The organism is Tenebrionibacter intestinalis (genome assembly GCF_016632365.1).
Taxonomy (GTDB): domain Bacteria; phylum Pseudomonadota; class Gammaproteobacteria; order Enterobacterales; family Enterobacteriaceae; genus Tenebrionibacter; species Tenebrionibacter intestinalis.
This window is the reverse complement of record NZ_JAEPBH010000013.1, coordinates 1-26,959: the sequence shown is the minus strand read 5'-3', so window position 1 is coordinate 26,959 and position 26,959 is coordinate 1. Positions and strand designations below refer to the sequence as shown.

Annotated in this window: 24 protein-coding genes; 20 read left to right on the top strand and 4 right to left on the bottom strand. The window is 54.1% G+C overall.

Annotated elements, in window-relative coordinates; translation table 11 throughout:
- Positions 1–4: 4 nt before the first annotated feature.
- The 4 genes from JJB97_RS06450 (at position 5) to JJB97_RS06435 (ending at position 5,427) form a co-directional block, all read left to right on the top strand.
- A complete protein-coding gene (locus JJB97_RS06450) occupies positions 5–1,420 on the top strand; it encodes a PTS transporter subunit EIIC (protein ID WP_238713211.1) in 1,416 nt (471 codons plus the stop codon).
- A gap of 15 nt (positions 1,421–1,435) precedes the next feature.
- Positions 1,436–3,181 carry a sulfatase gene (locus JJB97_RS06445; RefSeq protein WP_238713210.1) on the top strand — a complete coding sequence of 582 codons (1,746 nt, stop codon included), beginning with the start codon at positions 1,436–1,438 and terminating at the stop codon, positions 3,179–3,181.
- A gap of 43 nt (positions 3,182–3,224) precedes the next feature.
- The gene (locus JJB97_RS06440; RefSeq protein ID WP_238713209.1) at positions 3,225–3,950 is read left to right on the top strand and encodes a GntR family transcriptional regulator; all 726 of its coding nucleotides are present in this window, start codon (positions 3,225–3,227) and stop codon (positions 3,948–3,950) included.
- Between the two features lie 184 nt (positions 3,951–4,134).
- Positions 4,135–5,427, top strand: a complete 1,293-nt coding sequence (locus JJB97_RS06435; RefSeq protein ID WP_238713208.1) for an anaerobic sulfatase maturase — start codon at positions 4,135–4,137, stop codon at positions 5,425–5,427.
- Positions 5,428–5,690: 263 nt separating this feature from the next.
- Here JJB97_RS06435 and JJB97_RS06430 read toward each other — a convergent pair whose 3' ends face one another.
- Positions 5,691–6,518 (bottom strand): dienelactone hydrolase family protein, encoded by an 828-nt coding sequence (locus tag JJB97_RS06430; protein WP_238713207.1) that lies wholly within the window; start codon positions 6,516–6,518, stop codon positions 5,691–5,693.
- Positions 6,519–6,774: 256 nt separating this feature from the next.
- Here JJB97_RS06430 and udp point away from each other — a divergent pair, with 256 nt between their 5' ends.
- From udp to tatD, 10 genes are all read left to right on the top strand, one after another.
- Positions 6,775–7,536, top strand: a complete 762-nt coding sequence (gene udp, locus JJB97_RS06425) for a uridine phosphorylase (protein ID WP_238713206.1) — start codon at positions 6,775–6,777, stop codon at positions 7,534–7,536.
- Between the two features lie 65 nt (positions 7,537–7,601).
- Positions 7,602–8,879, top strand: coding sequence for a tetratricopeptide repeat protein (locus JJB97_RS06420; RefSeq protein ID WP_238713205.1), 1,278 nt, complete (start codon positions 7,602–7,604; stop codon positions 8,877–8,879).
- Between the two features lie 240 nt (positions 8,880–9,119).
- Positions 9,120–10,523, top strand: a complete 1,404-nt coding sequence (rmuC, locus tag JJB97_RS06415) for a DNA recombination protein RmuC (protein ID WP_238713204.1) — start codon at positions 9,120–9,122, stop codon at positions 10,521–10,523.
- A 136-nt stretch (positions 10,524–10,659) separates the two neighbouring features.
- Entirely contained in the window at positions 10,660–11,415 is a 756-nt protein-coding gene (gene ubiE, locus JJB97_RS06410) for a bifunctional demethylmenaquinone methyltransferase/2-methoxy-6-polyprenyl-1,4-benzoquinol methylase UbiE (RefSeq protein ID WP_238713203.1), read from the top strand.
- Positions 11,416–11,427: 12 nt separating this feature from the next.
- Positions 11,428–12,036, top strand: a complete 609-nt coding sequence (gene ubiJ / locus JJB97_RS06405) for a ubiquinone biosynthesis protein UbiJ (protein ID WP_238713202.1) — start codon at positions 11,428–11,430, stop codon at positions 12,034–12,036.
- Positions 12,033–13,673, top strand: coding sequence for a ubiquinone biosynthesis regulatory protein kinase UbiB (gene ubiB / locus JJB97_RS06400; protein ID WP_238713201.1), 1,641 nt, complete (start codon positions 12,033–12,035; stop codon positions 13,671–13,673). The genes ubiJ and ubiB overlap by 4 nt, the downstream gene beginning before the upstream one ends.
- A 67-nt stretch (positions 13,674–13,740) precedes the next feature.
- On the top strand, positions 13,741–14,007 hold the full coding sequence (tatA, locus tag JJB97_RS06395) for a Sec-independent protein translocase subunit TatA (RefSeq protein ID WP_238713200.1): 267 nt from the start codon (positions 13,741–13,743) through the stop codon (positions 14,005–14,007).
- 3 nt (positions 14,008–14,010) lie between these two features.
- Positions 14,011–14,565, top strand: a complete 555-nt coding sequence (gene tatB / locus JJB97_RS06390; RefSeq protein ID WP_238713199.1) for a Sec-independent protein translocase protein TatB — start codon at positions 14,011–14,013, stop codon at positions 14,563–14,565.
- A 2-nt stretch (positions 14,566–14,567) separates the two neighbouring features.
- The gene (gene tatC / locus JJB97_RS06385; protein WP_238713198.1) at positions 14,568–15,344 is read left to right on the top strand and encodes a Sec-independent protein translocase subunit TatC; all 777 of its coding nucleotides are present in this window, start codon (positions 14,568–14,570) and stop codon (positions 15,342–15,344) included.
- A 206-nt stretch (positions 15,345–15,550) separates the two neighbouring features.
- The gene (tatD, locus tag JJB97_RS06380; RefSeq protein ID WP_238713197.1) at positions 15,551–16,333 is read left to right on the top strand and encodes a 3'-5' ssDNA/RNA exonuclease TatD; all 783 of its coding nucleotides are present in this window, start codon (positions 15,551–15,553) and stop codon (positions 16,331–16,333) included.
- 8 nt (positions 16,334–16,341) lie between these two features.
- Here tatD and rfaH read toward each other — a convergent pair whose 3' ends face one another.
- Entirely contained in the window at positions 16,342–16,830 is a 489-nt protein-coding gene (gene rfaH, locus JJB97_RS06375) for a transcription/translation regulatory transformer protein RfaH (RefSeq protein WP_238713196.1), read from the bottom strand.
- Positions 16,831–17,021: 191 nt separating this feature from the next.
- On the opposite strand from rfaH, the gene ubiD reads away from it, so the two are divergent.
- Together ubiD and fre are read left to right on the top strand one after the other, a co-directional pair.
- Positions 17,022–18,491 (top strand): 4-hydroxy-3-polyprenylbenzoate decarboxylase, encoded by a 1,470-nt coding sequence (gene ubiD / locus JJB97_RS06370; protein WP_238713195.1) that lies wholly within the window; start codon positions 17,022–17,024, stop codon positions 18,489–18,491.
- 62 nt (positions 18,492–18,553) lie between these two features.
- Entirely contained in the window at positions 18,554–19,255 is a 702-nt protein-coding gene (fre, locus tag JJB97_RS06365) for an NAD(P)H-flavin reductase (RefSeq protein ID WP_238713194.1), read from the top strand.
- Between the two features lie 66 nt (positions 19,256–19,321).
- Here the strand turns inward: fre and fadA are convergent, their stop codons facing one another.
- Positions 19,322–20,485 carry an acetyl-CoA C-acyltransferase FadA gene (gene fadA / locus JJB97_RS06360; RefSeq protein ID WP_238713193.1) on the bottom strand — a complete coding sequence of 388 codons (1,164 nt, stop codon included), beginning with the start codon at positions 20,483–20,485 and terminating at the stop codon, positions 19,322–19,324.
- Positions 20,486–20,495: 10 nt separating this feature from the next.
- Entirely contained in the window at positions 20,496–22,685 is a 2,190-nt protein-coding gene (gene fadB, locus JJB97_RS06355; RefSeq protein ID WP_238713192.1) for a fatty acid oxidation complex subunit alpha FadB, read from the bottom strand.
- Positions 22,686–22,875: 190 nt separating this feature from the next.
- On the opposite strand from fadB, the gene pepQ reads away from it, so the two are divergent.
- Genes pepQ through hemG form a run of 4 tightly spaced genes read left to right on the top strand, consistent with a single transcriptional unit; the run spans position 22,876 to position 26,872 of the window.
- Positions 22,876–24,207, top strand: coding sequence for a Xaa-Pro dipeptidase (gene pepQ, locus JJB97_RS06350; RefSeq protein WP_238713191.1), 1,332 nt, complete (start codon positions 22,876–22,878; stop codon positions 24,205–24,207).
- On the top strand, positions 24,207–24,818 hold the full coding sequence (locus tag JJB97_RS06345) for an IMPACT family protein (protein ID WP_238713190.1): 612 nt from the start codon (positions 24,207–24,209) through the stop codon (positions 24,816–24,818). The genes pepQ and JJB97_RS06345 overlap by 1 nt, the downstream gene beginning before the upstream one ends.
- A 44-nt stretch (positions 24,819–24,862) precedes the next feature.
- A complete protein-coding gene (trkH, locus tag JJB97_RS06340) occupies positions 24,863–26,314 on the top strand; it encodes a Trk system potassium transporter TrkH (RefSeq protein WP_238713189.1) in 1,452 nt (483 codons plus the stop codon).
- A gap of 12 nt (positions 26,315–26,326) precedes the next feature.
- Positions 26,327–26,872 carry a menaquinone-dependent protoporphyrinogen IX dehydrogenase gene (gene hemG, locus JJB97_RS06335; RefSeq protein ID WP_238713188.1) on the top strand — a complete coding sequence of 182 codons (546 nt, stop codon included), beginning with the start codon at positions 26,327–26,329 and terminating at the stop codon, positions 26,870–26,872.
- Positions 26,873–26,959: the final 87 nt, after the last annotated feature.

Genomic DNA, 26,959 nt, shown 5'->3' with positions numbered 1-26,959 from the left:
CTGTATGCACTACGATCGGGTGGGTAACGCCATTATGAAACATTGTGGCGGGCCGACGAACTTTATTCATGTCACAAACTGTATGACGCGCGTTCGGATGACGATTGCCGATCCCGCTTTGGTTGATATGGCTTCGCTTAAGGGCATTGAGGGCGTGTTGGGCGTGGTGGAGGACGATACCTTGCAGGTTATCGTCGGCCCCGGTAAATCCTCAAAAGTTGCTACGGTGATAAATGGCCTGCTGAAAGGAGATAAGACTGAGGGAAAACCCTCTGTCAGCGTAGAACAAAAGGCGAAGCTGGCACGCGAAAGAGCGAAAAAGCAGACCCGCACAAAAATTATCCTTAAACACATTGCGAACGTTTTTGTCCCTATATTACCGGCGCTGATCGCCGCAGGGATTCTGATGGGGTTGAATAATGTCATAGTCAACTCCGCTGCGTCCTGGGCGCTAAGCCATGCAGTTTCTGCCGTCGGCGACCTTACGCCTGCGCAGGTTGTCCTTGAGCAGCGACATCTGCTGGGCATTAGCCAGTTCCTGGAAATTATCTCAAAAGCGCTGTTTGGTTTTCTGGCTATTTACGCGGGCGTGACCTCGGCGCGTGAATTTGATGGTAACCTGATTCTGGGCGGCTTGCTGGGGGCGATTACCATTATGCCCCAGGTTAAAGAACTGGGCCTGTTTCCCGGCCAGGGCGGGCTCATTGGCGTTATTTTTACCGTCTGGCTAATGTGTTTGCTGGAAAAACAGGTGCGGCGGTTTGTGCCGGATATGGTTGATGTGGTGGTAACGCCGACAATTGTTTTGCTTGTGATGGCCGCAGCGCAGCTCTTCGTTATCATGCCTGCCGCAGGCGTTGTTTCTGATGGTATCTTGCATGGCCTGAACGGCTTACTGGTGCATGGCGGTATTGCCGCAGGGTTTGTCCTTTCAGCGCTGTTTCCGTTTCTGATTTCGCTGGGATTGCATCATGGTCTGTTTCCTGTGCATCTGGAGATGATTAATGCAACCGGACACGCGCCGCTGTTCGCTATCCAGATTATGTCTAACGCCGGGATGGTTGGCGCTGCGACGGCGGTGCTGTTACTGACGCGCGACCCGATGATGAAAAAAATTGCGAAGGGAGCGATTCCCACTTCTATTCTGGCCGTAGGGGAACCCACCATCTTTGGCGTCAATATTCCGGCAGGTTTCGCCTTTATCACCGGATCGATCGGCGCAGGGTTTGGCGGTGTGATGGTTGTCCTGCTCGGTATTTCTACCAATGGCGTTGGCGCAGCAGGTCTTTCCGCGTTACCGCTCATCTCCGACGGTAAATATCTGCAATATATCCTGGCATGGCTGGTAGGGTGCGCGGCGGCTTTTACGCTAACGTATATTGTCGGCAAAGTGCGTGGCTACGATAAAGAAACGGTGTGAAGGAAAGGAAAAAATATGAAAGCCATTATGTTGATGTTTGATTCGCTCAATAAACGTTTGCTGTCGGCTTATGGCAGCGATCGCGCCATCACGCCGAATTTCCAGCGTTTAAAGGAGCGCACCGTACGCTTTGATAACTTTTACGTGGGGAGCATGCCCTGTATGCCTGCCCGTAGAGAGCTGCATACCGGGCGCTACAACTTCCTCCATCGCGGTTGGTCTCCGCTGGAACCGTTCGATGACTCCGTTCCCGAAATACTTAAGAAAAACGGCATTCATACGCATCTGGTGACTGACCATAAACATTACTGGCGCGACGGGGGAGCCACCTACCATTCCCGTTACAGCACCTACGAATTTATTCGTGGCCAGGAGGGGGACGCCTGGAAAGGCGTAGTGGCGAAACCGACTTATTGCTATACGTCCGGCGAGCCGGAAGAGATTAAACAACGACGCATTACCAGCCGGGTACAGCACCAGATTAATGTGCAGTATATGAAGAATGAAGACGATCACCATCTGGCGCGGACAATCAATAAAGGGCTGGCGTTTATTGATACCAACCACGCCAGCGACAACTGGTTTTTGCAACTGGAGTGCTTTGATCCCCACGAGCCGTTTTTTGTGCCGGAAAAGTATTTGAAAATGTATGGCATCGAAGATCCTTCTTTGTTTGACGGCTGGCCGCCTTATTATTTAGTGACTGAGAGCGCTGAACGTAAGGCGCTGATTCAGAAATACTATATGGCGCTGTTAACAATGGTGGATGCCTATGTGGGTAAGGTGCTTGATTACATGGATCGGTACGATCTCTGGCAGGATACCTTGCTTATCGTCAACACAGATCATGGTTTTCTGCTCGGCGAGCACGAGTGGTGGGGAAAAAATATTATGCCGCTGTATAACGAAGTGGCGAATATCCCCTGTTTTATCTGGCACCCGCAATACGGTTGTGCAGGCGAGTCGCGCCAGGCGCTGGCCCAGACGGTGGATATCCCCGCGACATTGCTGGACAGCTTCGGGCTGGAGAAACCTGAAGATATGCAGGGCGTGTCGCTATTGCCCGCGCTGCGTGACGATACGCCGGTGCGTGATTATGCCCTGTTTGGATACCACGGCTGCCATATCAACATTACCGATGGTCGATATGTCTATATGCGAGCGCCCGTCGTGCAGGGAATCGATGATCTGTATGAATATACCCTGATGCCAACCCGCATCAACCGACGCTTTACGCCGAATGAATTACAGGGGATGACGCTCCATCCGCCGTTTCGCTTTACCAAAGGCTGTCATGTGATGAAGATCCCTGCGCAATCCATTATGACGTGCGATGTCGATCGCTTCGGCCATCGTCTTTATGATTTGGCGGCCGATCCCATGCAGAAAACGCAAAGCCATGAGGAATCGGCGGCGCGGCGGCTGTGTGATAACCTTATCGCAATGATGCGTGAAAGCGACGCGCCCGCTGAGCTTTATCCGCGTTATGGCCTGGACAACACGCAAAGCCCATTACTGGGACACGATCCCCATCTGCTTCCCGAGCTGGCCGCTTTCGATCCGCAGGTGCGTTACGGCTTGTTCGCTCTGCTACAACATCTTGAAAGTAGCGGACAGCACGCGCTGGCAGAAGCGCTGCTATCGGCGAGTAAGCCGGACTGGACGCAAGAGAATTTATGGGCCTTCGTGCACAACGAGGTGGCGCAGGCGCAGCATCAGGGGGTGTATTATAAAATGGCGTTAGAAATGCGGCTTGATTAAGTAGTCTCCCGGGCCTGGGCTGGGGAAAAGGAGTACGACGTTAATGAAAGAAGAGCTTGATTATTCGCGCGGCGCTAAACCCTTGTATGCGCAACTGTATGATATTTTGCTGGGAAAGCTGAAAACAGGCGAATACAAAAAGAATGATGTGCTGCCCACGGAGGCGGAGTTTGAGGAGATCTTTGGCGTCAGCCGCATCACGGCGCGTCGTGCGCTTGCTGAACTTGCCGCAAAGGGGCTGGTGAAACGCCAGGCGGGTATTGGCACGATGGTTATCAGCGCTTTGGAAAAACAGGAAGTGAAAGCCAGAGTGCAGTTGGTTGATGGCCAGCAGCAGCACCCCATCGAGCGTAAAAATCTGCGGCTTGAGCAGCGGCTGCCGCCTCCGGACGTTGCCAAAGCCTTCGGGCTTGACGATAAAACCCCGCTGTTTCTTTTGACCAGAACGATTTACCGGCAAAATACGCAGCCAGCGCAGGTGAATTACATCTGGCTGACGTCGCGCCTGCATAACCTCTCCCTGGCGTCGCTCAGCGAGGGGCTTTATAACATGCTGGAAAAGTATGGTGAAAATATCGAAAGCTTTCAGGATGTGATAACCGCCGAGCTGCCAACGCAAGAGGATTGTCGTATTCTGAATATTTGTTCTGCCGAGCCGATGCTGGTAAAAACGCGTAAAGGTTATAACGCTCGCGCAGAGCTGGTGGAGTTTGGCATCGCCAGGCATATCGCCAGTAGTTATCAGTACGTTGTGGAGAATAGCCGGTGAAAGGGCGGGCCCCGCGCAAAGCGCTCGTTTAGCGTTTTTATCTGGCGATTGCGCAAACGTGGCCGTCAGGGCGTTGCGAAGGGGCGGCGTGAAAGTCTCACGGGTTAAGCGGCTGCCAGGCTTGATGCGCTCCCGCTGGCGATGCCGGTAACTTTTAGTCCGCTACAGGAAGGATGAGTTTAAGATGGCGTTAGCCGGTTGCCATGTTATGGCCAAGCCGACAGGTTCGGTGTGTAATATTGATTGCTCCTACTGTTTTTATCTGGAGAAAGAAGCGCTATACCCGGAACGTAATAAAGACTGGCGCATGTCGGATGAAACGCTTGAGCGTTATATCCGCCAGTATATCGAAGCCCAGGACGGACACGTTGTGACCTTCGCCTGGCAGGGCGGCGAGCCCACAATGATGGGGCTGCCTTTTTTTCGCCGGGTGGTTGAGTTAAGCGCGAAATATGCCGGTGGTAAGAAAATAGAACACGCCCTTCAGACTAACGGCATCCTGCTTAATGACGAGTGGGCGCGTTTTTTTGCCGAGCATCACTTCCTGGTAGGCGTCTCGATTGATGGCCCTGCGCATTTGCACAACCAGTACCGCGTTAATCGCGCCGGTAAGGGAACTCACGAGAAAGTGATGGCGGCAATAGCGCTGCTAAAGGTGCACCGCGTTGCGTTTAATACACTGACTGTGGTGGGTAAACACAATGTGGACCATGCGCGTGAAGTTTATGATTTCTTGCTCGCCGCAGGCTCTCGCTACATTCAGTTTATTCCGCTGGTTGAGCGCATCAGCAGCGATGCGTCGTCTCTCCTGCAACTGGTTATGCCTGGGGAAAGCGCGGCTCAACTGGCGCCGTGGACGGTGCCTTCATGGCAATTTGGCGAATTCCTCTGCCAAATTTTTGATGTATGGGTGCGCCGGGATGTCAACAATGTTTATGTGCAGATGTTTGAGGTGGCGCTGGCCGCATGGCTAGGGCAACCTCCGGTGCTGTGCGTTCATTCTGAAACCTGTGGGCATGCCTTCGCGCTGGAATCTAATGGCGATCTGTACAACTGCGATCACTATGTGTATCCGGAACATAAGCTGGGGAATATTTATCAGTCGAGTATCCGCGCGCTCAACAATAGCGAGCAGGCAGTAGCTTTTGGTCAGGCGAAAAAAACGCGGCTGACGGCGGATTGCCGTCGCTGTGATTTTCGTTTTGCCTGCCAGGGGGGATGCCCGAAACACCGTTTTGCGATCTCGCCTGGCGGCCAGCCGGGGCACAACTACCTGTGCGCGGGTTATAAACATTTTTTTCAACACGTTGCGCCCTGCATGAATGTCTGCCAGCAACTTGTGAAAAGCGGCTACCCGGCTTCGGCGATTATGTCATGGCTGGCAAACAAAGAGCGCAAAGCGCCTGCCACGGCCTCCCGTAACGATCCTTGTCCGTGCGGCAGTGGTAAAAAATACAAGAAGTGTTGCGGGGCATAGTGCGGCTTGCGTCCTGAGCGGCGCATTGATTGTTGTACGGACGTTTAGCTATCGCTGCGTTAATTTGCGCTGCCTGTTGAGGATTGCAATCCGTGCGTTATCTGAAAAACAAAAAAGACCTGAAGCCACTTTTTTCCGATGGCGAGCGGGTCGGTTGCAGGCCCTGTTTGCGCACAGATATGTCTCGCTTGCGTTTTGTATTCAGCCAAATCGGGCGGTAACGCCAGCTATCGGCCACTTCCGGGCAATGAAATACCGGGCGCTTAAGGCTTTTGGCCGCCATACTGCGCAAACCATGCCAGCATACGTTGCCAGCCGTCTTTGGCGCTCTGCTGATGGTAGCTGGGACGGTAATCGGCGTTAAACGCGTGTCCGGCGTCCGGATAGACCACAATCTCCGCTCTGGCGTTGGCAGCGCGCAGCGCCTGACGCATGCTTTCGACTGATTCCAGCGGAATGCCCGTATCTTTAGCGCCATACAGGCCAAGTACCGGCGCGCTCAAATCAACCGCGATATCCAGCGGGTGCTTTGGAGAATTCAGCGTCTTATCGCCATTTAGCCTACCGTACCACGCGACCGCGGCCTTAAGCTGGGGATTGTGCGCTGCATAAAGCCAGGCAATGCGCCCGCCCCAGCAAAAGCCGGTCAACAGCAGGCGATTTGCATCGCCGCCGTGGCGGGCAGCCCAGCAGGCAACGTGATCGAGGTCAGCCATTACCTGTGCGTCCGGCACCTTTGTAACCAGTTCATTGAACAGTGTAGGGATATCATCATAGTCGTTCGGATCGCCCTGGCGAAAATAGAGTTCCGGAGCGATGGCCAGGTAGCCCTGCAGCGCCAGGCGGCGGCAGATGTCGCGTATATGTTCGTGTACGCCAAAAATTTCCTGCACCACGATAACGATTGGCAAATCGCGCGTTTCTTCCTTCGGGCGGGCAAAACAGGCGGGCATACTGTCGCCCTGGGTCGGTATCGTGGTTTCTGCCACGAGCAGCGTATCGTCGGGCGTATGAATAGCGGTAGGGCAGGTTGGTGATGCCGCTGGAGCGAAACGTTCACCCGGTTTATTTTGCGTTGTGTTAACTGTCATGGAACCCTCCATACCGGTTTTTTAGCGCGCTTTGTTAACTATAGTCTGGGCAGAGCACAACGGAAGTGCGACAAAAGACGATATAACGCCGTGAGAACAGGCATTGTACGGTCAGATTTGTGAACAAAATCGCGATTAATAGCCACTATACTGTAATGTGTTTCATTCATAGTGGGACAGGTCACGAAACATTGTCTGCCGCTTCGCTACAGTATTCTTTTTGCCCTTTATTTACCGATCCTACAAGGAGCCTGTCATGTCTGTGTCTGACGTTTTTCATCTTGGCCTTACCAAAAGCGCTTTACAGGGCGCGACGCTGGCTATAGTGCCCGGCGATCCTGAACGTGTGGAAAAGATAGCGGCGCTGATGAGTAACCCGGTAAAGCTGGCTGCGCACCGTGAATTTACGACCTGGCGCGCGGAGCTGAGCGGCAAGACAGTGATTGTTTGTTCCACGGGCATTGGCGGCCCCTCAACGTCAATTGTGGTTGAAGAACTGGCGCAACTGGGCATTCGCACCTTCCTGCGCGTGGGAACTACCGGGGCTATTCAGCCGCACATCCATGTTGGCGATGTGCTGGTGACTACGGCGTCTGTTCGCCTGGACGGCGCCAGTCTCCATTTCGCACCGGTGGAATATCCGGCGGTGGCGGATTTTGCCTGTACGACTGCGCTGGTTGAGGCGGCAAAAACCGTGGGCGTCAGTACACATGTAGGCGTTACCGCGTCTTCGGATACGTTTTATCCAGGCCAGGAGCGTTACGATACGTTCTCAGGCCGTGTAGTGCGCCGTTTTCAGGGATCAATGGAAGAATGGCAGCAGATGGGAGTGATGAACTATGAAATGGAGTCTGCCACGCTGCTCACTCAGTGCGCCAGCCAGGGGTTAAGGGCCGGGATGATCGCGGGTGTTATCGTCAACCGCACCCAGCAGGAAATACCGGATGCCGCAACCATGAAGCAGACCGAAAGCCACGCGGTGAAAATCGTAGTGGAGGCCGCACGCCGTCTGATATAACGTATGGGCGTATTTTGAATGCGCGGAATGCGGATTTATCAGATAAACAAAAAAAGGTTCCAGGGATGCGTTCTACTTTTCCACAGCGCCGCGCCGCAGGGGCGCGCAATACGCAAAACAACGCCAAAGCGCAGGACAGACTTAATAACATGGCGGCGCGCTTTCGCTCGGCTATGGCACAGCAGGATTATGCGCAAGCCGCGCGCTGCTGTGAAAGCGTGTTGGCTGAAATGCCGAATAATCTGCAAATCAGAAGTGATTACGCGCTCTGTTTGATGCGGTTGCAGGAATACGACAAGGCCTATAAAACGTACCGTCGTATCTATCAGTCACCGCAGCGCGATACGGCATCGGAAACCTGGCTGGATGGTTTCACGGAAGCCTGTGGCTGGCTGAATAAATTCGATGAAGTGCGCCGTTACGGCTGTGAGTCGCTGAATCTGGCCGACGCCCGCTTCAGCCAGACGCCCGCAATACCACTGCCCGAAACGGCGCCGAAACCATTTGATGCCCGGCATCCGCAAAAAAACATCATTTCCTTTAGCTTATACGGCGCGCAGCCGCGCTACTGTGAAACGATGGTCAAAAATGCGCAAGTAGCGCGCGAACTGTTTCCTCACTGGACGTGCCGCGTCTACCTTGACAACTCCGTGCCGGAGCACGTGTGGCGGCGTTTGCGTGAGCATGGGGCGCAACTGGTGGACATGAGCGCGGAAAATAGTCTGTTTCCCACGCTGTGGCGTTTTCTGGCAGCAAGCGATCCGAACATCGATCGCTTTATTGTGCGTGACGCTGATTCGCTACTCTCCGAGCGCGAACAGGCTGCGGTCGAGGCGTGGCAGTCCTCGACTTACTTTTTTCACCATATGCGCGACTATTTTACCCACACTGAACTGCTGCTGGCGGGGATGTGGGGTGGATGCACAGGCGTTATCCCGGATATTGACGGCCTGATGCGCGGATTTATCGCGCAGTATCAGGGCAGCGCGCGCTTTACCGATCAATATTTTCTCAGAAGCGTACTGTGGTCAACAGTAAAGCAAAGCTTGCTAAGCCATGATGAATTGTTTGGTTTCGCTGATGCGCAGCCCTGGCCTGCGCACGAAACGGTGCGCTGGCCTGCTGATACGTTCCATGTAGGCAGCAATGCGGGGTATTCCGCGCTGGGCGGCATATCGGCGCTGCCCGATGGCGCGACGCAGCCGGTTATACTGATAATGGAGGACAATGAGTACCGTTATGACGCGGGCGTGAAGGCAGGGCAGTGGAGGTTAGGGGTGCCATTCTTTATTGCCGAGGGCGTGCGTGACGGCGCCATTAAAACCCGACTGATTGATAACTGACCTGGCGTAACGGCGCATTTTTTACTGTGATAAAACGCCTGATGTTCCATCGGGCGTTTTTCATTGTATGAGAATTAATTGCGCGCTGCGTCGCAGCATGGCGCGACGTTATGTTTAAGCGCCTTTATAGCCTGCGCGGCATGCCGCATTTGTAGCTTTTTATCTGGACATCTATACAGCCCGCTTTTATTTTACCGCTCATATACACGCTTAACGTTAATCACGCGCTCTGGAGGCGTTTTGGATTTCTCCCTGGTTCTTATTGCGGCAGTGGCCCTGGCGGGCGTCGGAATCGGCTGGCTTGGCGCGAGTCTGCGCGCAGCGCAGCGCCTGGCGCTGGTGCAGGAAGAGCAGCGCGATATCTACGGCGAGCTTATGGCGACGCGCCAGCAGTTAGCCCTGGGCGAACGCTGGCGTGACGAGTGCGCGCAACTGAATAACGAGCTGCGTCATCAGATGGAAATCAACCGCGTACAGGAGGCCGATCTGCGTGAAATCACCACGCGGCTGGAGGAGACGCGCATGAATGCCGAAGAGAAAGTGCGGCAAATGTTAAACAGCGAGCAGCGCCTGAGCGAGCAGTTTGAAAATCTTGCTAACCGCATTTTTGAACAGAGCAATCGTCGGGTAGACGAACAGAACCGCCTTAGCCTGCATGCGGTATTGTCGCCGTTGCGCGAACAGCTTGATGGGTTTCGTCGCCAGGTGCAGGATAGCTTCGGGCAGGAGGCGCGGGAGCGTCACACGCTGGCCCATGAAATTCGCCAGCTTCAGCAACTGAATGCTCAGATGGCCCAGGAAGCGGTAAACCTCACGCGGGCGCTCAAAGGCGACAACAAAACCCAGGGGAACTGGGGCGAAGTGGTGCTGGCGAAGGTGCTGGAAGCATCAGGATTGCGCGAGGGTCATGAGTACCAAACGCAGGTGAATATCCAGCTTGACGACCGTAGCCGCATGCAACCGGACGTTATCGTGCGCCTGCCGCAGGGCAAAGATGTGGTCATTGACGCCAAAATGACGCTGGTGGCCTGGGAGCGCTATTTCAACGCTGAAGAGGATTGTGTACGTGAAGCCGCGCTTAATGAGCATATCGCCTCGGTGCGTAATCACATAAGAACGCTGGGTCGTAAAGATTATCAGCAGCTACCGGGGCTGCGATCGCTGGACTATGTTCTGATGTTTATTCCTGTTGAACCCGCTTTTCTTGCGGCTATCGACCGTCAGCCGGAGCTTGTCAGCGAGGCGTTGCAGCGTAATATTATGTTAGTCAGCCCAACGACGCTGCTGGTGGCGCTGCGTACCATCGCCAATTTGTGGCGTTATGAACACCAAAGCCGTAATGCGCAACAAATTGCTGAACGTGCCGGGCGGCTTTATGACAAGATGCGGCTCTTTGTTGACGATATGTCTGCCGTCGGCCAGGGGCTGGAACGGGCGCAGGATAATTACCGGCAGGCGATGAAAAAGCTGGCGAGCGGGCGTGGTAATATGCTGGCGCAGGCAGAAGCGTTCCGCGAGCTTGGCGTGGAAGTAAAGCGTGAAATCGACCCGGGCGTTGCCGCCGGCGCCCGTCAGAGTCACAATGACGCAACGCCGCTACCGCAGGGCGCATACGACGTGCCGCAGCGGGTAAACGAGGGCTGAATGGCGACTAACGGCATTCATTACACTCGGCATATTTCCATATATTGCCGCATGCGCCAGGCAGGGCGAACCGTAGGGCAATTAAGCCCAATCTGTTACACTTCATCAATCAAATGATTACTGAGCAGGCACTGAGATGGTTGAAGACTCGCAGGAAACGACGCATTTTGGCTTTAAAACCGTTGCCCGGGAGCAGAAAGCCGATATGGTTGCGCAGGTGTTTCACTCTGTGGCGGCAAAATATGACGTTATGAACGATCTGATGTCGTTTGGCATTCATCGTTTATGGAAACGCTTCACTATTGATTGCAGCGGCGTGCGTCGCGGCCAGCGTGTGCTTGATTTGGCTGGCGGTACCGGGGATTTAACCGCAAAATTTTCTCGCCTGGTGGGTGAAACCGGTGAAGTCGTGCTGGCGGATATCAATGCCTCAATGCTGAAAATGGGCCGTGAAAAGCTGCGCAATCTGGGCGTGGTGGGTAATGTAAATTATGTACAGGCTAACGCTGAAACGCTCCCGTTTCCCGATAATGCCTTTGACTGCATTACGATATCTTTTGGCCTGCGTAACGTCACCGATAAAGAAAAGGCGCTGCGTTCAATGTTTCGCGTGCTTAAGCCCGGCGGCCGCCTGCTGGTGCTGGAGTTTTCCAAACCGATTATCGAACCACTCAGTAAAGCCTACGACGCTTACTCTTTCCATATCCTCCCGCGCATTGGCGAAGTGGTCGCTCAGGATGCTGACAGCTATCGCTATCTGGCGGAGTCTATCCGTATGCATCCCGATCAGGACGCTCTGAAGGCTATGATGGAAGAGGCTGGCTTTGAAAATACGTCTTACTACAACCTGACGGCAGGCATCGTTGCCCTGCATCGCGGCTTTAAATTCTAAGGAGAGCGTACCGTGCCAGTAACGCCTCCTCTGATTACCGCGACGGCAGAAAAGCTACTGAACGTCTTTTTGTGGCGCGACGATGCGCTTAAATCACCCCGTCAGCGCCTTAAGGGAAAAGTATTAAAACTCTCTTTAAGAGAGTCCGGCGCTCCGCTGGCGCTGGTGTTTAGCGAACAGCAGATTGATGTGTCCGGCAACTGGGAAGGGGATGCGGATTGTGTTGTCATTACAAGACTCTCGACGCTGGCGAAACTGCGCGACAGGCAGCAACTGGCCCAGCTTATCAAAAGCGGCGAACTGGAAGTTGACGGCGATCTTCAGGTTGTGCAAAACCTTGTTGCGCTGATTGATATGGCGGAGCTGGATCCGGCTGAATTGCTCGCGCCCTGGGTGGGTGATATCGCCGCAGAAGGTATCGGTAAGCTGTTGCGCGGCGGCGGCCGCTTTTTAAAAAAGCGTGTTGCCCGTAATCAACGCTATCTGGCTGAGGCGCTGACGGAAGAGTGGCGCCTGGCACCCGGGCCGCTTGAGGTGGCGTGGTTTGTTGAAGAAACCGATGCGCTGGCGCGCGACGTTGAGGCACTGATAGAACGGCTGGATTGTCTGGAGGATAAATGACGCCAGGAGAATTACGGCGCCTCTATTTCATCATCAGGACCTTTTTAACCTATGGGCTTGATGAACTTATCCCGAAAACGCGCATTACGCTGGCGTTGCGAATCTGGCGGCGAATGCTGTTCTGGTTACCGAATCGCCATAAAGATAAGCCAGCTGGCGAACGTTTACGTCTGGCGCTGCAGCATTTGGGGCCGGTATGGATTAAATTCGGGCAAATGCTGTCTACGCGTCGCGATCTGTTCCCGCCGCAAATTGCCGATCAACTGGCTATGTTGCAGGATCGCGTAGCGCCGTTTGACGGCAGGCTGGCGAAAAAGCAAATTGAAAAGGCTATGGGCGATGTTTGCGTGGAAAGCTGGTTCGATGATTTTGATATCAACCCACTGGCGTCCGCTTCTATTGCCCAGGTGCATACCGCGCGTCTGAAAGAAAACGGTAAAGACGTCGTTATCAAAGTTATCCGCCCCGATATCCTGCCGGTTATTAAGGCCGATATGCGGCTAATCTATCGTCTGGCCGGCTGGGTGCCGCGCCTGCTGCCGGATGGGCGTCGCCTGCGTCCGCTGGAAGTCGTGCGTGAATATGAAAAAACGCTGATTGATGAGTTAAATCTGCTGCGAGAGTCAGCAAATGCTATCCAGTTGCGTAGAAATTTTGACAACAGCCCGCTGCTCTACGTGCCCGAAGTCTATTCCGACTACTGTAGCCAGGGCATGATGGTGATGGAACGTATTTACGGCATTCCGGTTTCGGATGTCGCAATGCTTGAAAAAAACGGCACGAATATGCAGCTTCTGGCCGAGCGTGGCGTGCAGGTGTTTTTTACGCAGGTGTTTCGTGACAGCTTTTTTCATGCCGATATGCACCCGGGTAATATTTTTGTTAGCTACGAACATCCTGAAAATCCGCAGTATATCGGTATTGACTGCGGCATCGTCGGGTCGCTTAACAAAGACGATAAACGTTATCTGGCGGAAAATTTTATTGCGTTTTTTAACCGTGATTACCGTAAAGTGGCGGAACTGCACGTGGATTCCGGCTGGGTGCCTTCTGACACGAACGTGGAAGAGTTTGAGTTTGCCATCCGTACTGTCTGCGAACCTATATTTGAAAAGCCGCTGTCGGAAATTTCCTTTGGACACGTCCTGCTGAATCTGTTTAACACCGCGCGCCGCTTTAATATGGAAGTGCAGCCGCAACTGGTGCTGTTGCAGAAAACGTTACTTTATGTGGAAGGCGTGGGCCGCCAGCTTTACCCGCAACTGGATTTATGGAAAACGGCGAAGCCATTCCTGGAGACCTGGATTAAGGATCAGGTCGGGATCCCGGCGTTGTTACGCTCGCTGAAGGAAAAAGCGCCGTTCTGGGTGGAAAAAATGCCTCAGTTACCTGAACTGGTGTACGACAGTTTGCGCCAGGGCAAGCAATTGCAGCACAGTGTTGATAAAATCGCCCAGGAAATTCAGGTTAGCCGCAACCGGCAGGGACAGGCACGTTATCTGCTGGGCATTGGGGCGACGCTGATATTGAGCGGTACCTTATTGTTAATCAACAAGCCTGAGTGGGGATGGTTCCCTGCCTGGTTTGTAGCCGGCGGCGGCTTTGCGTGGCTGATTGGCTGGGTGCGTACTACCTGATTAACGTCTTTACAGTCCGTCTGCGCGCTGAAGGCCCGCAGCGTTATAAGCATCTCTGAGGAATCATATGGGTGGAATCAGTATCTGGCAGTTGATTATCATTGCCGTTATCGTTGTGCTGCTGTTCGGCACTAAAAAGCTGGGGTCGCTCGGCTCCGATCTGGGTGCGTCAATCAAAGGCTTCAAGAAAGCGATGAGCGACGACGAGGGTAAATCTAACTCCACGCAGCAGCAGGGTGAAGATGCTGATTTCTCAGCGAAATCTCTATCTGAGAAATCGCAGGAGAGCGTAAGTAAGGAAGAAGCAAAAAACCACGACAAAGACCGGGTGTAATTCGTGTTTGATATAGGCTTTGGCGAACTGGTCCTGGTATTTATTATCGGCCTGATTGTGTTGGGGCCGCAGCGTCTACCGGTCGCGGTGAAAACCGTTGCGGGCTGGATTCGCGCACTGCGCTCTCTGGCGACAACGGTACAAAATGAGCTCAGCCAGGAGCTTAAGCTCCAGGAGCTACAGGACAGCCTGAAAAAGGTAGAAAAAGCGAGTATGGATAACCTGACGCCCGAACTGAAGGCGTCCATGAATGAATTACGCCAGGCGGCGGAAGCGATGAAGCGTTCTTACTCTGTGGATGATTTGGAAAAAGCGAGCGATGAAGCTCATACTATCCATAATCCGCAGGTAAAAAATGCTCCGGACAGTCATGAAGGCGCCACGCCAGCGGCAGCGGCGCATCAGGCTGGCGCCCCTCAGCAAGCGCCTGATGCGCCTGCTGCGAAACCGCAGGCATCCTGCGTCGCGTCGGATGTTGCGATGGCGCACAAAGCGCCCGTGCAGGAAGCGACGACAGACAGCGGCGTTTCTTCCCAATCCCAGAATGATAAGTCCTGAACATGGCCGTCGAAGATACTCAACCGTTAATTACTCACCTCATTGAGCTGCGCAAGCGGCTGCTAAACAGCATCATCGCAATACTGGTGATTTTCCTGGCGCTGGTTTACTTTGCTAATGATATTTATCAGTTGGTTGCCGCGCCGCTAATCGCGCAATTGCCTCAGGGCTCGACGATGATCGCCACCGACGTGGCTTCGCCGTTTTTTACGCCCATTAAGCTGACTATTATGGTGTCAATTATCCTGTCGGCACCGGTCATTCTTTATCAGGTCTGGGCATTTATTGCGCCTGCGCTGTATAAGCATGAACGTCGTCTGGTCGTGCCGCTACTGGTTTCGAGCACGCTGTTGTTTTATATCGGGATGGCGTTTGCCTACTTTGTGGTTTTTCCACTGGCGTTTGGCTTCCTGACGAAAACAGCGCCGGCAGGCGTCGTCGTCTCGACGGATATTGCTAACTATCTTGACTTCGTCATGGCGCTGTTCATGGCTTTTGGCGTCTCTTTTGAGGTGCCGGTGGCTATCGTACTGCTGTGTTGGCTGGGTGTCACCACGCCGGAAGACCTGAAGAAAAAACGTCCTTATATTTTAGTCGGCGCGTTTGTTATTGGAATGCTGTTGACGCCGCCAGATGTGTTTTCGCAAACGCTGCTGGCGATACCGATGTATTGCCTGTTTGAAATCGGTATTTTCTTTTCTCGTTTTTATACCGGCAAGCGTCGGCCTGTACAGGAAGAAGACGAGGAAAAAGAAACCGCCGTTGCGCCGAAAGAGTAATACTAAGAACCGCCCCGCAGGGCGGTTTGAGGCTGCTGACAAACCCCATCCTGTCTCAAACAGGATAGATGGACACAATAAAAAATAAGGAAAATCAATGTATTGATTTTCGCCTGCTTACCACGAAGAAGGAAAAACCCCGTTTTTTCCTTCTTTGTCAATACGCTGGAACCGCCCTACGGGGCGGTTTTTTACAGGAAAAATATATGTTCGATATTGGCGTTAACCTGACCAGTTCGCGGTTTGATCAGGATCGCGATGCGGTCTTGCTTCGCGCCAGGGAGGCGGGCGTCAATGGTATGCTGCTGACCGGCACAAGCGTAGCGGAGAGCGAAGCGGCGCTGGCGCTGGCGTTGCGTTATCCCTCCTGTTGGAGTACAGCGGGCGTGCATCCGCATGATGCCAGCCGCTGGAGCGATGAAGGCGAGCAGCGGCTGCGTCAGCTCGCAGCCCATCCGCGAGTTGTAGCGATTGGCGAATGTGGGCTGGATTACAACCGCAATTATTCCACGCCACAGGCGCAGAAACGCGCATTCAGCGCGCAATTGGCGCTGGCGGCTGAGCTATCGATGCCGGTTTTCCTGCACTGTCGGGAAGCGCATTCTCATTTTATTAAGCTGCTCGATCCGTGGCTGGATAAGCTGCCGGGCGCAGTATTACACTGTTTTACCGGTACGTCTGAAGAGGCGCGGGCATGTCTGGAACGTGGTCTGTTTCTGGGAATTACCGGCTGGGTGTGCGACGAGCGGCGAGGCCTGGGGCTGCGCGCGCTGCTGCCGACAATCCCGGCGCAACGTTTGATGCTGGAAACGGATGCGCCCTGGCTGCTTGCGCGCGATATAAAACCAAAACCCGTTTCGCGACGTAATGAGCCTGCGTTTCTTGCGCACATTTTGACACAAGTGGCAGGCTGGCGTGGTGAGGATAAAGCGTGGCTGGAACAAACCATTGATGAGAATGTGCGGCGACTGTTCGGCGTAGTTTTTTGAAAAAGGGACTAAAGCTTTCGAAAGTCGGTGTTTTTAATGGATTGCAGAACCTTGCGGTTGAGTAAATTTAGCAGCAATACAGAGCGTGTTTCGCCGTCTGGTTCGGTAAAGATGGCTTCAAATCCTTCAAATGTTCCCTCTGTAATCATCACGCTATCGCCGGGCCAGGGGGTTTGCGGATCGTCGACGCTCAGCGGCTGGTAATGTATAAGATCGTAAATTACCGTATCAGGAACGATCGCAGGGTGCATGCCAAAACGCACAAAATGGCTGACGCCGCGAGTGGAATTGATCGTAGTAGTATGAATTTCTTCAGGATCGAATTCGACAAACAGATAGTTTGGAAACAAAGGTTCGCTAACGGCTGTACGCTTTCCACGCACGATTTTCTCCAGCGTGATCATCGGCGTCAGGCAATTTACGGACTGTCGTTCCAGGTGCTCTTTAGCACGCAGCAACTGGCCCCGTTTGCAGTACAGCAAATACCAGGTTTGCATAGTGGCCCACTATCGAAGAATCAGGCGCGAAAGCATAACAAAACGCCCTGCGAAGCGATAGAGCGCATTGGCTTATGGCAGAACAGGCGCGACGCGGCGGCGCTGCGATTTTACGTCGCTTTAACAAAATTACAGCACCCGCGCGCCGAAGGCCGTATAATGGCGCGATCAACCAAAGGCTTATATCACATATGAAATATCATGATTTACGCGAGTTTCTTGCGCTGCTTGAGCAACAGGGCGAACTAAAGCGCATCACGTTGCCCGTCGATCCTCATCTGGAAATGACAGAAATTGCTGACCGCACGCTGCGCGCGGGGGGGCCGGCGCTGCTCTTTGAAAATCCGGTTGGCTACGATATGCCGGTGCTGTGTAATTTATTTGGAACGCCAAAACGCGTGGCGATGGGGATGGGGCAGGATGACGTCGCTGCGCTGCGTGAGGTAGGTAAATTGCTGGCGTTCCTGAAAGAGCCTGAACCGCCTAAAGGGTTTCGGGATCTTTTTGATAAGCTTCCGCAATATAAGCAAGTGTTGAATATGCCGACGAAGCGGCTGCGCAGCGCGCCGTGCCAGGAGCAGGTTCAGCAGGGAGACGAGGTTGATCTGACTCAAATTCCCATTATGCAATGTTGGCCGCAGGACGCTGCGCCGCTGATTACGTGGGGCCTGGTGGTGACGCGTGGGCCGCAAAAAGAGCGGCAAAATCTGGCGATCTATCGCCAGCAGTTGTTGGGTAAGAACCGGCTGATTATGCGCTGGCTGTCTCACCGCGGCGGCGCGCTGGATTTTCAGGAGTGGTGTGCAGCCCATCCGGGCGAACGTTTCCCTGTTTCTGTCGCACTGGGCGCCGATCCGGCGACTCTTCTCGGCGCGGTGACGCCCGTGCCGGATACGCTATCGGAATATGCGTTTGCCGGGTTGCTGCGTGGTACGAAGAGCGAGGTCGTGAAATGCCTTTCTAACGATCTTGAAGTGCCGGCCAGCGCGGAAATTATTCTCGAAGGTTACATTGAACCGGGTGAAACGGCGCCGGAAGGGCCATATGGCGACCACACAGGCTACTATAACGAAGTGGATAGCTTCCCGGTATTTACCGTCACTCACGTTACGCGCCGTCACGACGCCATCTATCATTCTACCTACACCGGGCGGCCGCCGGATGAGCCTGCGGTGCTCGGCGTGGCGCTCAATGAAGTGTTTGTGCCTATTCTTCAAAAGCAGTTCCCGGAAATTGTTGATTTCTACCTGCCGCCGGAAGGGTGCTCATACCGTCTGGCCGTCGTTACGATGAAAAAGCAGTATGCGGGACACGCTAAGCGGGTAATGATGGGCGTATGGTCTTTTTTGCGCCAGTTTATGTACACCAAATTTGTGATTGTGTGCGATGAGGACATCAACGCACGTGACTGGAACGACGTAATCTGGGCAATGACCACGCGCATGGATCCGGCGCGTGATACGGTATTGGTTGAGAATACGCCAATTGATTATCTGGATTTCGCTTCGCCGGTTTCCGGTCTGGGGTCGAAGATGGGGCTGGATGCGACCAACAAGTGGCCGGGTGAAACGAACCGTGAATGGGGCCAACCTATCAGGAAAGATCCGCAGGTAACGGCGCGCGTTGATGCGCTCTGGGATGAGCTGGCGATTTTTAAGTAACGGCTGCGGAGCAGGCCGCTTCGCTCCGGGGTTCTATTTTGACGATCTGACAGAGGGAGCGCATGACAATCTTAAGCTGTAAAGTGGCATCGGTGGATGCGATTACCGATACTGTCTATCGGGTTCGCCTGAAGCCAGAAAGCGCCGTCTCTTTTCGCGCAGGTCAGTATCTGATGGTCGTAATGGACGAGCGCGATAAGCGCCCATTTTCAATGGCGTCCACGCCATCAGAGCACCAGTTTATCGAGCTGCATATCGGTGCGTCTGAACTGAATTTGTACGCGATGGCGGTGATGGAGCGCATACTGGCGTGTCAGGAAATCGAAGTCGATATCCCACACGGCGACGCCTGGCTTCGTGAGGAAGAAGAACGTCCTCTGGTGCTGGTTGCCGGCGGCACCGGGTTTTCTTATGTACGCTCTATTTTGCTCAGCGCGCTGGAGCGCAACCCACAGCGCCAAATTGCGCTTTACTGGGGGGGGCGTCAGAGTAAGCACCTCTACGATCTGGGCGAACTGGAAGCGCTATCTCTGGTCCATCCGGGGCTGCGTATTGAAGCTGTAGTGGAGCAGCCGGAAGAAGGCTGGCGTGGGCGAACTGGCACAGTAGTCAGCGCTGTGATGCAGGATTACGGTTCGCTGGCGGAGTGCGATATCTATATTGCCGGGCGTTTTGAAATGGCGAAAATTGCGCGCGAGCTATTCTGCGAAGAACGCGACGCGCGTGAAGACCGTATGTTCGGTGACGCTTTTTCATTTATCTGAAGCGGTAAAAAGCCCGCCTCCGGGAGGCGGGAAAAACGGTACTTCAGCCTGAATAACCGGCGCGCTTCAGGCGCGCTCAAAGACGGTTGCAATCCCCTGGCCCAGTCCGATACACATCGTCGCAAGCCCAAACTGCACGTCCTGGCGCAGCATCTGATGAATCAATGTCGTGGTAATACGCGCGCCCGAGCAGCCCAGCGGATGACCAAGCGCAATTGCGCCGCCGTTCAGGTTTACCTTCTCATCGATTTTATCCATAAGCCCCAGATCGTTAATGCACGGCAGAATCTGGGCGGCAAATGCTTCGTTCATCTCAAACAGGTCGATATCATTTATGCTCAAACCGGCCTTTTTTAACGCCGTTTTTGATGCGGGTACCGGTCCGTAACCCATCGTTGACGGATCGCAGCCCACCACGGCCATTGAACGTATCCTTACTTTTGGCGTGAGTCCCAGCGCATTTGCGCGGGATTCGCTCATGACAAGCAGCGCGGCAGCGCCGTCGGAAAGCGCGGAAGATGTGCCAGCCGTCACGGTACCGTTAACGGGATCGAATGCGGGCTTCAGTGAGGCAAGGCTTTGCTGGCTGGTATCCGGGCGAATGACTTCATCACGTGCAAAAGATGCCAGTGCGCCAGCGGCATCGTGGCCTGTTGTCGGCAGGATCTCATTTCTGAAACGCCCGGCCTGCGTAGCGGCCCATGCGCGCTGATGCGAACGTACCGCGAAGGCGTCCTGCATCTCACGGCTGATGCTGTGCATTCGCGCCAGCATTTCCGCCGTCAGGCCCATCATGGCCGCTGCTTTTGCCACAGTTCGTCCCAACCCGGGATGAAAATCGACGCCGTGATGCATCGGCACGTGGCCCATATGCTCCACGCCGCCCACAAGGCAGATTTGCGCGTCGCCGGTCATGATGGCGCGCGCCGCATCGTGTAACGCCTGCATAGAGGAACCGCACAGACGATTTACCGTCACGGCGGGTACGGTAACAGGAATGTCGGCGAGCAGCGCCGCATTACGCGCGATATTGAAACCCTGCTCCAGCGTTTGCTGTACACAGCCCCAGTAAATATCGTCAAGCGTATGTGCATCCAGCGCTGGGTTACGCGCCAGCAGGCCGCGCATCAGATGAGCAGAGAGATCCTCCGCCCGCATGTGACGAAATGCGCCCTCTTTTGAACGGCCCATCGGGGTGCGTATTGCATCAACAATGACAACCTTTTCCATAGCTCGCTCCTCAGGCCTGTTTCGCTGCGCTGACCGGCTGTGCCGGAGCGACGGGGGGATAATATGTATCGTGGCGCTGCGCTTTGTCGCGTAGTCCGTCGGTTACGTCATAGAGCGCGCCCAACTGGCGATACTGCTGGGCCATATCCAGAAAGCGCGCGCAGCCCAGGGTATCCAGCCAGCGGAAAGCGCCGCCGTGGAAAGGTGGAAAACCGAGACCGTAAACCAGGGCCATATCTGCTTCTGCCGGGCTGTCAATAATGCCCTCTTCAAGGCAGCGGACCACTTCGTTAACCATCGGAATCATCATCCGAGCAATAATCTCTTCATCGCTGAAGCGGCGGCGCGGCTGTGAAATGCCGGCCAGCAGCGCGTCGGTATCCGCATCTTCCACACGGCGCGGTTTGCCTTTTTTATCGTCTTCATAGCGCCAGAAGCCCTTAGCGTTTTTCTGGCCGTAGCGTCCGGCATCAAACATTGCATCGATAACGTCGCGGTAATTTTTATTCATACGCTGCGGAAAACCAGCTGCCATGACCGCCTGCGCATGGTGCGCTGTATCAATGCCGACGACATCCAGCAACTGCGCCGGCCCCATCGGCCAGCCGAATTTTTTCTCCATCACCTCGTCAATCTGGCGGAAATCTGCGCCATCACGCAAAAGCTGACTAAATCCGGCGAAGTAAGGGAACAGCACGCGGTTAACAAAAAATCCGGGGCAGTCGTTAACAACGACCGGTGTTTTGCCCATTTTGCTGGCCCAGGCAATAACGCGGGCGATAGTCGCCTGCGAGGTTTTTTCACCGCGAACAACTTCAACCAACGGCATGCGATGCACTGGGTTGAAGAAATGCATGCCGCAAAAGTTTTCCGGGCGCTGCAGTACGCTTGCCAGCTCGCTGACAGGAATCGTTGAGGTGTTAGAGGCGATAATCGTGTCCGGCCTGACTTTTCCTTCCAGTTCGGCCAGTGCCGTCTTTTTCACTTGCGGGTTTTCCACTACGGCTTCCACAACCGCGTCAACATGTTCAAAGCCGCTGTAGTCCAGCGTTGGTTGGATAGTTGTAATCACATTCGCCAGCTTCAGGCCGTCGATGTTGCCGCGTTCAAGCTGCCTGTTAAGTAGCTTACTGGCCTCGCGCATGCCGAGCGCCAGCGCCTTATCGCTGATATCTTTCATCAGCACGGGTACGCCTTTCCACGCGCACTGATAAGCGATGCCGCCGCCCATAATGCCAGCGCCCAATACGGCGGCCCGGTGTGGTGGTTCCACATTATGGGTTAACTTTTTCGCCAGCCCTTTGAGATATTGATCGTTAAGGAATATACCTACCAGCGCGCGCGCTTCATCAGAGCGCGCCAGAGGCACAAAGTTTTTATTCTCCAGCTCCAGCGCATCATCACGCCCCAGTCCCGCAGCGGCTTCTATAGTTTTTACTGCGGTTATTGGCGCGGGGTAGTGCTTGCCTGCAACTTGCATCACCATTGCTTTGGCGGTGGAGAAGCACATGGCCGCCTCGATATTGCTTAGCGTTAACGGTTGGTATTTGGGCGCGCGCCTGGTCTGCCAGTCAAGATCGCCTGCGATAGCCTGGCGCAGCATGCCGAGCGCGGCGGCGTACATATTTTCGGGCGTGACTACGGCATCCACCAGGCCGCGCTTGAGCGCATCGGCGGCATTAATATTTTTACCTGCGGCGATGATTTCCAGCGCGCTGTCGGCGCCCAGTAGCCGCGGCAGACGCACGCAACCGCCAAACCCCGGCATGATGCCGAGTTTCGTTTCCGGCAGGCCGATTCGGACATCCGCAGTAGCGATGCGGTAGTCTGTAGCCAGCGCGCATTCACAACCGCCGCCCAGCGCATAGCCGTTCATGGCGCAAAGCGTGGGTACCGGCAGATCTTCCAGGCGGCAGAAAACGCCGTTGGCAAAGCGTAACCACTCGGCAAACTGAGCGGCAGGCGCCTGGAACAGCCCGAGAAATTCGGTGATATCTGCGCCGACGATAAACGCGGCTTTGGCAGAACGCAGCAACAGGCCGCGCAGACCGGTTTGATTTTCAAGTACATCAAGCGCCTGAGACAGGCTTGCGATGGTAGCGGTATCGAGCTTGTTTACCGAGCCGGGAGCATCGAAGACCAGTTCGGCAATGCCGTCTTCCAGCCAGTTGAGGTGCAGCGTTTCGCCTTGATAGAGCATGTCAGTCTCCTGAAACCAGCAATGAGATCTGGTCTTACCAGATGAAACGGAGTGTGGTTTTTTTGTTAAAAAAATGCAAATTTAAGTTTGATTATTTGTAGTGGCGATCACGTATAGTTGAAATCACTCTGCGCCACGTTGGCTGTGCTAAGATGCGGGGAGCTTACAGGTAAAAACAGAAGGGTGGATTATGGATTCGTTGACTGAACAGTACAAAGCACATCTGGCAACGCTACAGGAACGGACTCGCAACGTGCTTGCGCGCTTTAACCTTGACGCACTACTGATTCATTCAGGTGAGCTGTTTAATGTTTTTCTTGACGACCATCCTTATCCTTTCAACGTGAACCCGCAATTCAAAGCCTGGGTGCCGGTTACACAGGTACCCAACTGCTGGCTGCTGGTAGATGGCGTAAGCAAACCGAAACTGTGGTTTTACCTGCCGGTTGATTACTGGCACAACGTAGAACCGCTGCCGAAAAGTTTCTGGACAGATGACGTTGAACTGGCGGCGTTGCCAAAAGCGGACGGCATCGGCAGCTTGCTGCCTGCCTCGCGCGGCAATATCGCCTATATTGGCCCGGTGCCTGAACGCGCGCTACAGCTTGGGATTTCTGCGAAAAATATTAACCCGCAGGGCGTGATTGATTATCTGCACTATTATCGCGCTTATAAAACCCATTATGAGCTGAGCTGTATGCGCGAGGCGCAGAAAACGGCGGTGGCAGGCCACCGCGCTGCGCATGAGGCGTTTTTGTCCGGCATGAGTGAATTCGATATTAATCAGGCCTATTTGACCGCAACCGGCCACCGTGATACCGACGTGCCTTACAGTAATATTGTCGCGCTCAATGAACATGCGGCCGTGCTGCACTATACCCGCCTCGATCACAAAGCGCCGGCTGAGATGCGCAGTTTCCTGCTGGATGCTGGCGCGCAATACAATGGTTATGCCGCCGATTTGACCCGCACCTGGGCGGCGCAGGGCGACAGTGGTTTTGCAAAGCTGATTAAAGACGTTAATGATGAGCAGCAGGCCCTCATCGCGACGATGAAGGCTGGCGTGCGCTATACCGAGTATCATGAGCAGTTTCATCAGCGTATCGCAAAGCTGCTGCTGCGCCACGATATAGTTTCTGGTATGAGCGAAGAGGCCCTGGTGGAAACGAATATTACAGGGCCGTTTATGCCGCACGGCATTGGGCACCCGCTGGGGTTGCAGGTGCATGATGTAGCCGGTTTTATGCAGGATGACAGCGGCGCCCACCTGGCTGCTCCGGCGAAATATCCCTATCTGCGCTGCACTCGCGTACTGGCGCCCGGTATGGTGTTAACAATTGAGCCTGGCATCTATTTTATCGAATCGTTGCTTAGGCCGTGGCGTGAGGGCCAGTATAGCAAGCACTTCAACTGGCGAAAGATCGATGCCCTGAAACCATACGGCGGTATTCGCATAGAAGATAACGTTATTATTCATGAAAACGGCGTTGAAAATATGACGCGGGATTTGAAGCTGGACTGATGGATAGTTGGCTGATACCGGCGGCGCCGGTAAGCGTAACGGAAGAAATCAAGAAAAGCCGTTTTATTACGCTATTGGCGCATACCGACGGCCTGGAAGCGGCGAAGGCCTTTGTTGACCGGGCGCGCGCTAATCATCCTGACGCACGTCATCATTGCTGGGCGTGGGTGGCGGGTGCGCCGGATGATTCTCAGAAACTGGGGTTTTCTGACGATGGCGAGCCTGCCGGCACCGCCGGAAAACCGATACTGGCGCAACTGATGGGCAGCGGCGTGGGAGAAATCACCGCAGTGGTGGTACGCTATTACGGCGGTATCAGGCTGGGTACGGGCGGCCTGGTTAAAGCATACGGCGGCGGCGTACAGCAGGCGATAGGCCAGTTGACGACCTGCCGTAAAGTGCCGCTGACGGAATATACCCTGCGCTGTGATTATGCGTTACTGGCCGGCATTGAAGCGTTGCTCAAACAGTTTGAGGGGCTGATTGTGCGAAGTCATTTTGGCGTAGAGGTCGTCCTGCGTGTCGCGATGCCGCGCAACCAGACGGCGGATTTTTCAGCGCGGCTTGCGGATATGAGTCGGGGCGTATTGTATTTATCGCCCGTTGAATAATAATCCCTCCCTCACATTTTTCGACTTCAAAGGAAGCGGCTGAGATGCATTTTCGCGCCATAACCCGAATTGTGGGCCTGTTGGTTATCCTTTTTTCCGGTACGATGTTTATTCCCGGGCTGGTGGCGCTTATCTATCGCGATGGCGCAGGGCGCGCGTTTACTCAAACGTTTTTTGTGGCCGTTGTTATCGGTCTGATACTCTGGTGGCCGAACCGGAATCAAAAAAATGAATTAAAACCGCGTGAAGGATTTCTGATTGTTGCGCTGTTCTGGACGGTGCTGGGCAGCGTAGGCGCGCTGCCGTTTATCTTCTCTGAGCGGCCAAATCTTTCGGTTACCGATGCCTTTTTTGAGTCTTTTTCCGGATTGACCACGACGGGAGCGACAACGCTTGTCGGGCTGGACTCCTTACCCCATGCTATTTTATTTTACCGCCAGATGCTGCAGTGGTTTGGGGGGATGGGAATCATTGTGCTGGCGGTGGCAATACTCCCTATCCTTGGCGTGGGCGGGTTGCAGCTTTATCGTGCCGAAATGCCCGGTCCGCTCAAGGATAATAAAATGCGGCCACGTATCGCTGAGACAGCGAAAACATTGTGGCTGATTTATGTCCTGCTTACGGTGGCTTGCGCGCTGGCGCTGTGGTTCGCCGGTATGCCCGCTTTTGACGCTATTGGGCACAGTTTTTCCACAATCGCTATCGGTGGGTTCTCTACCCATGATGCCAGCGTGGGATACTTCGACAGCCCTGCCATTAATAATATTATCGCCGTATTTTTACTGATTTCCGGCTGTAACTACGGCCTGCACTTTGCTTTGCTCAGTGGGCGTAACCTTCGTGTTTACTGGCGCGATCCGGAGTTTCGTATGTTTATCGGGGTGCAGTTTTCGCTGGTCGTAATCTGTATGCTGGTACTCTGGTTTCATCAAGTTTATGGATCTGTGGCGCAAACGCTGAATCAGGCGTTTTTTCAGGTTGTCTCAATGGCCACTACCGCGGGCTTTACGACCGACAGCATTGCCCGCTGGCCGCTATTCCTGCCGGTATTATTGCTTTGTTCTGCTTTTATTGGCGGCTGTGCCGGTTCAACCGGCGGCGGCTTGAAAGTCATTCGGATTCTGTTGTTGTGTAAGCAGGGAAACCGGGAGCTTAAGCGTCTGGTTCACCCAAACGCTGTTTACAGTATTAAACTCGGTAATCGCGCATTGCCTGAGCGCATACTTGAAGCCGTATGGGGCTTCTTCTCTGCCTATGCGCTGGTGTTCATTGTCAGCATGCTGGCCATTATCGCGACCGGCGTTGATGATTTTTCTGCGTTTGCCGCCGTGGCGGCGACGCTTAACAACCTTGGGCCGGGTCTTGGCGTGGTAGCCGATAACTTTGCCAGCATGAACCCGATAGCGAAGTGGATTCTGGTTGCCAATATGCTGTTTGGCCGGCTGGAGGTGTTCACACTGCTGGTGCTGTTTACGCCAACTTTCTGGCGCGAATAAAGGGAGAGGAATGTGGAAACCCTGATATTGTTCTCAACCCGGGATGGGCAAACCCGGGAGATTGCGGCCTTCATTGCAAGAGAATTGCAGGAAAACGGGATTGATACGGCGCTGCTCGATCTCCATCACACCGAGCGCCTGGACTGGCAGCGCTACGATAAAGTGGTGATTGGCGCATCTATCCGGTACGGACATTTTCATCCCTTGCTGGCTTCTTTTGTGAAAAAGCATGCAGTGGCGCTGAATGCCAGAGCGAGCGCGTTTTTTAGTGTTAATCTTGTGGCGCGTAAACCGCAGAAACGTTCACCGCAGACCAATGCCTACACGCGTAAATTTTTGCTTGATTCCCCGTGGCGCCCCGATTTTTGCTCTGTTTTTGCAGGCGCGCTGCGCTATCCGCGTTATACATGGTATGACCGTTTTATGATCCGCCTTATTATGAAAATGACGGGCGGAGAGACGGATACAAGTAAAGAAGTTGTTTATACAGACTGGAAAGACGTATCGGTTTTCGCTCATGAAATTGCGCGGTTAACGCCCAAAAAGCCAGTAAATTAAGCGTTATGCCTGAAAAGTAAGCGAATGGTAAAGTTTTTTCAATTAACGCTTGCCAGCACGGGAATAGTCCCTATAATGCGCCACCAC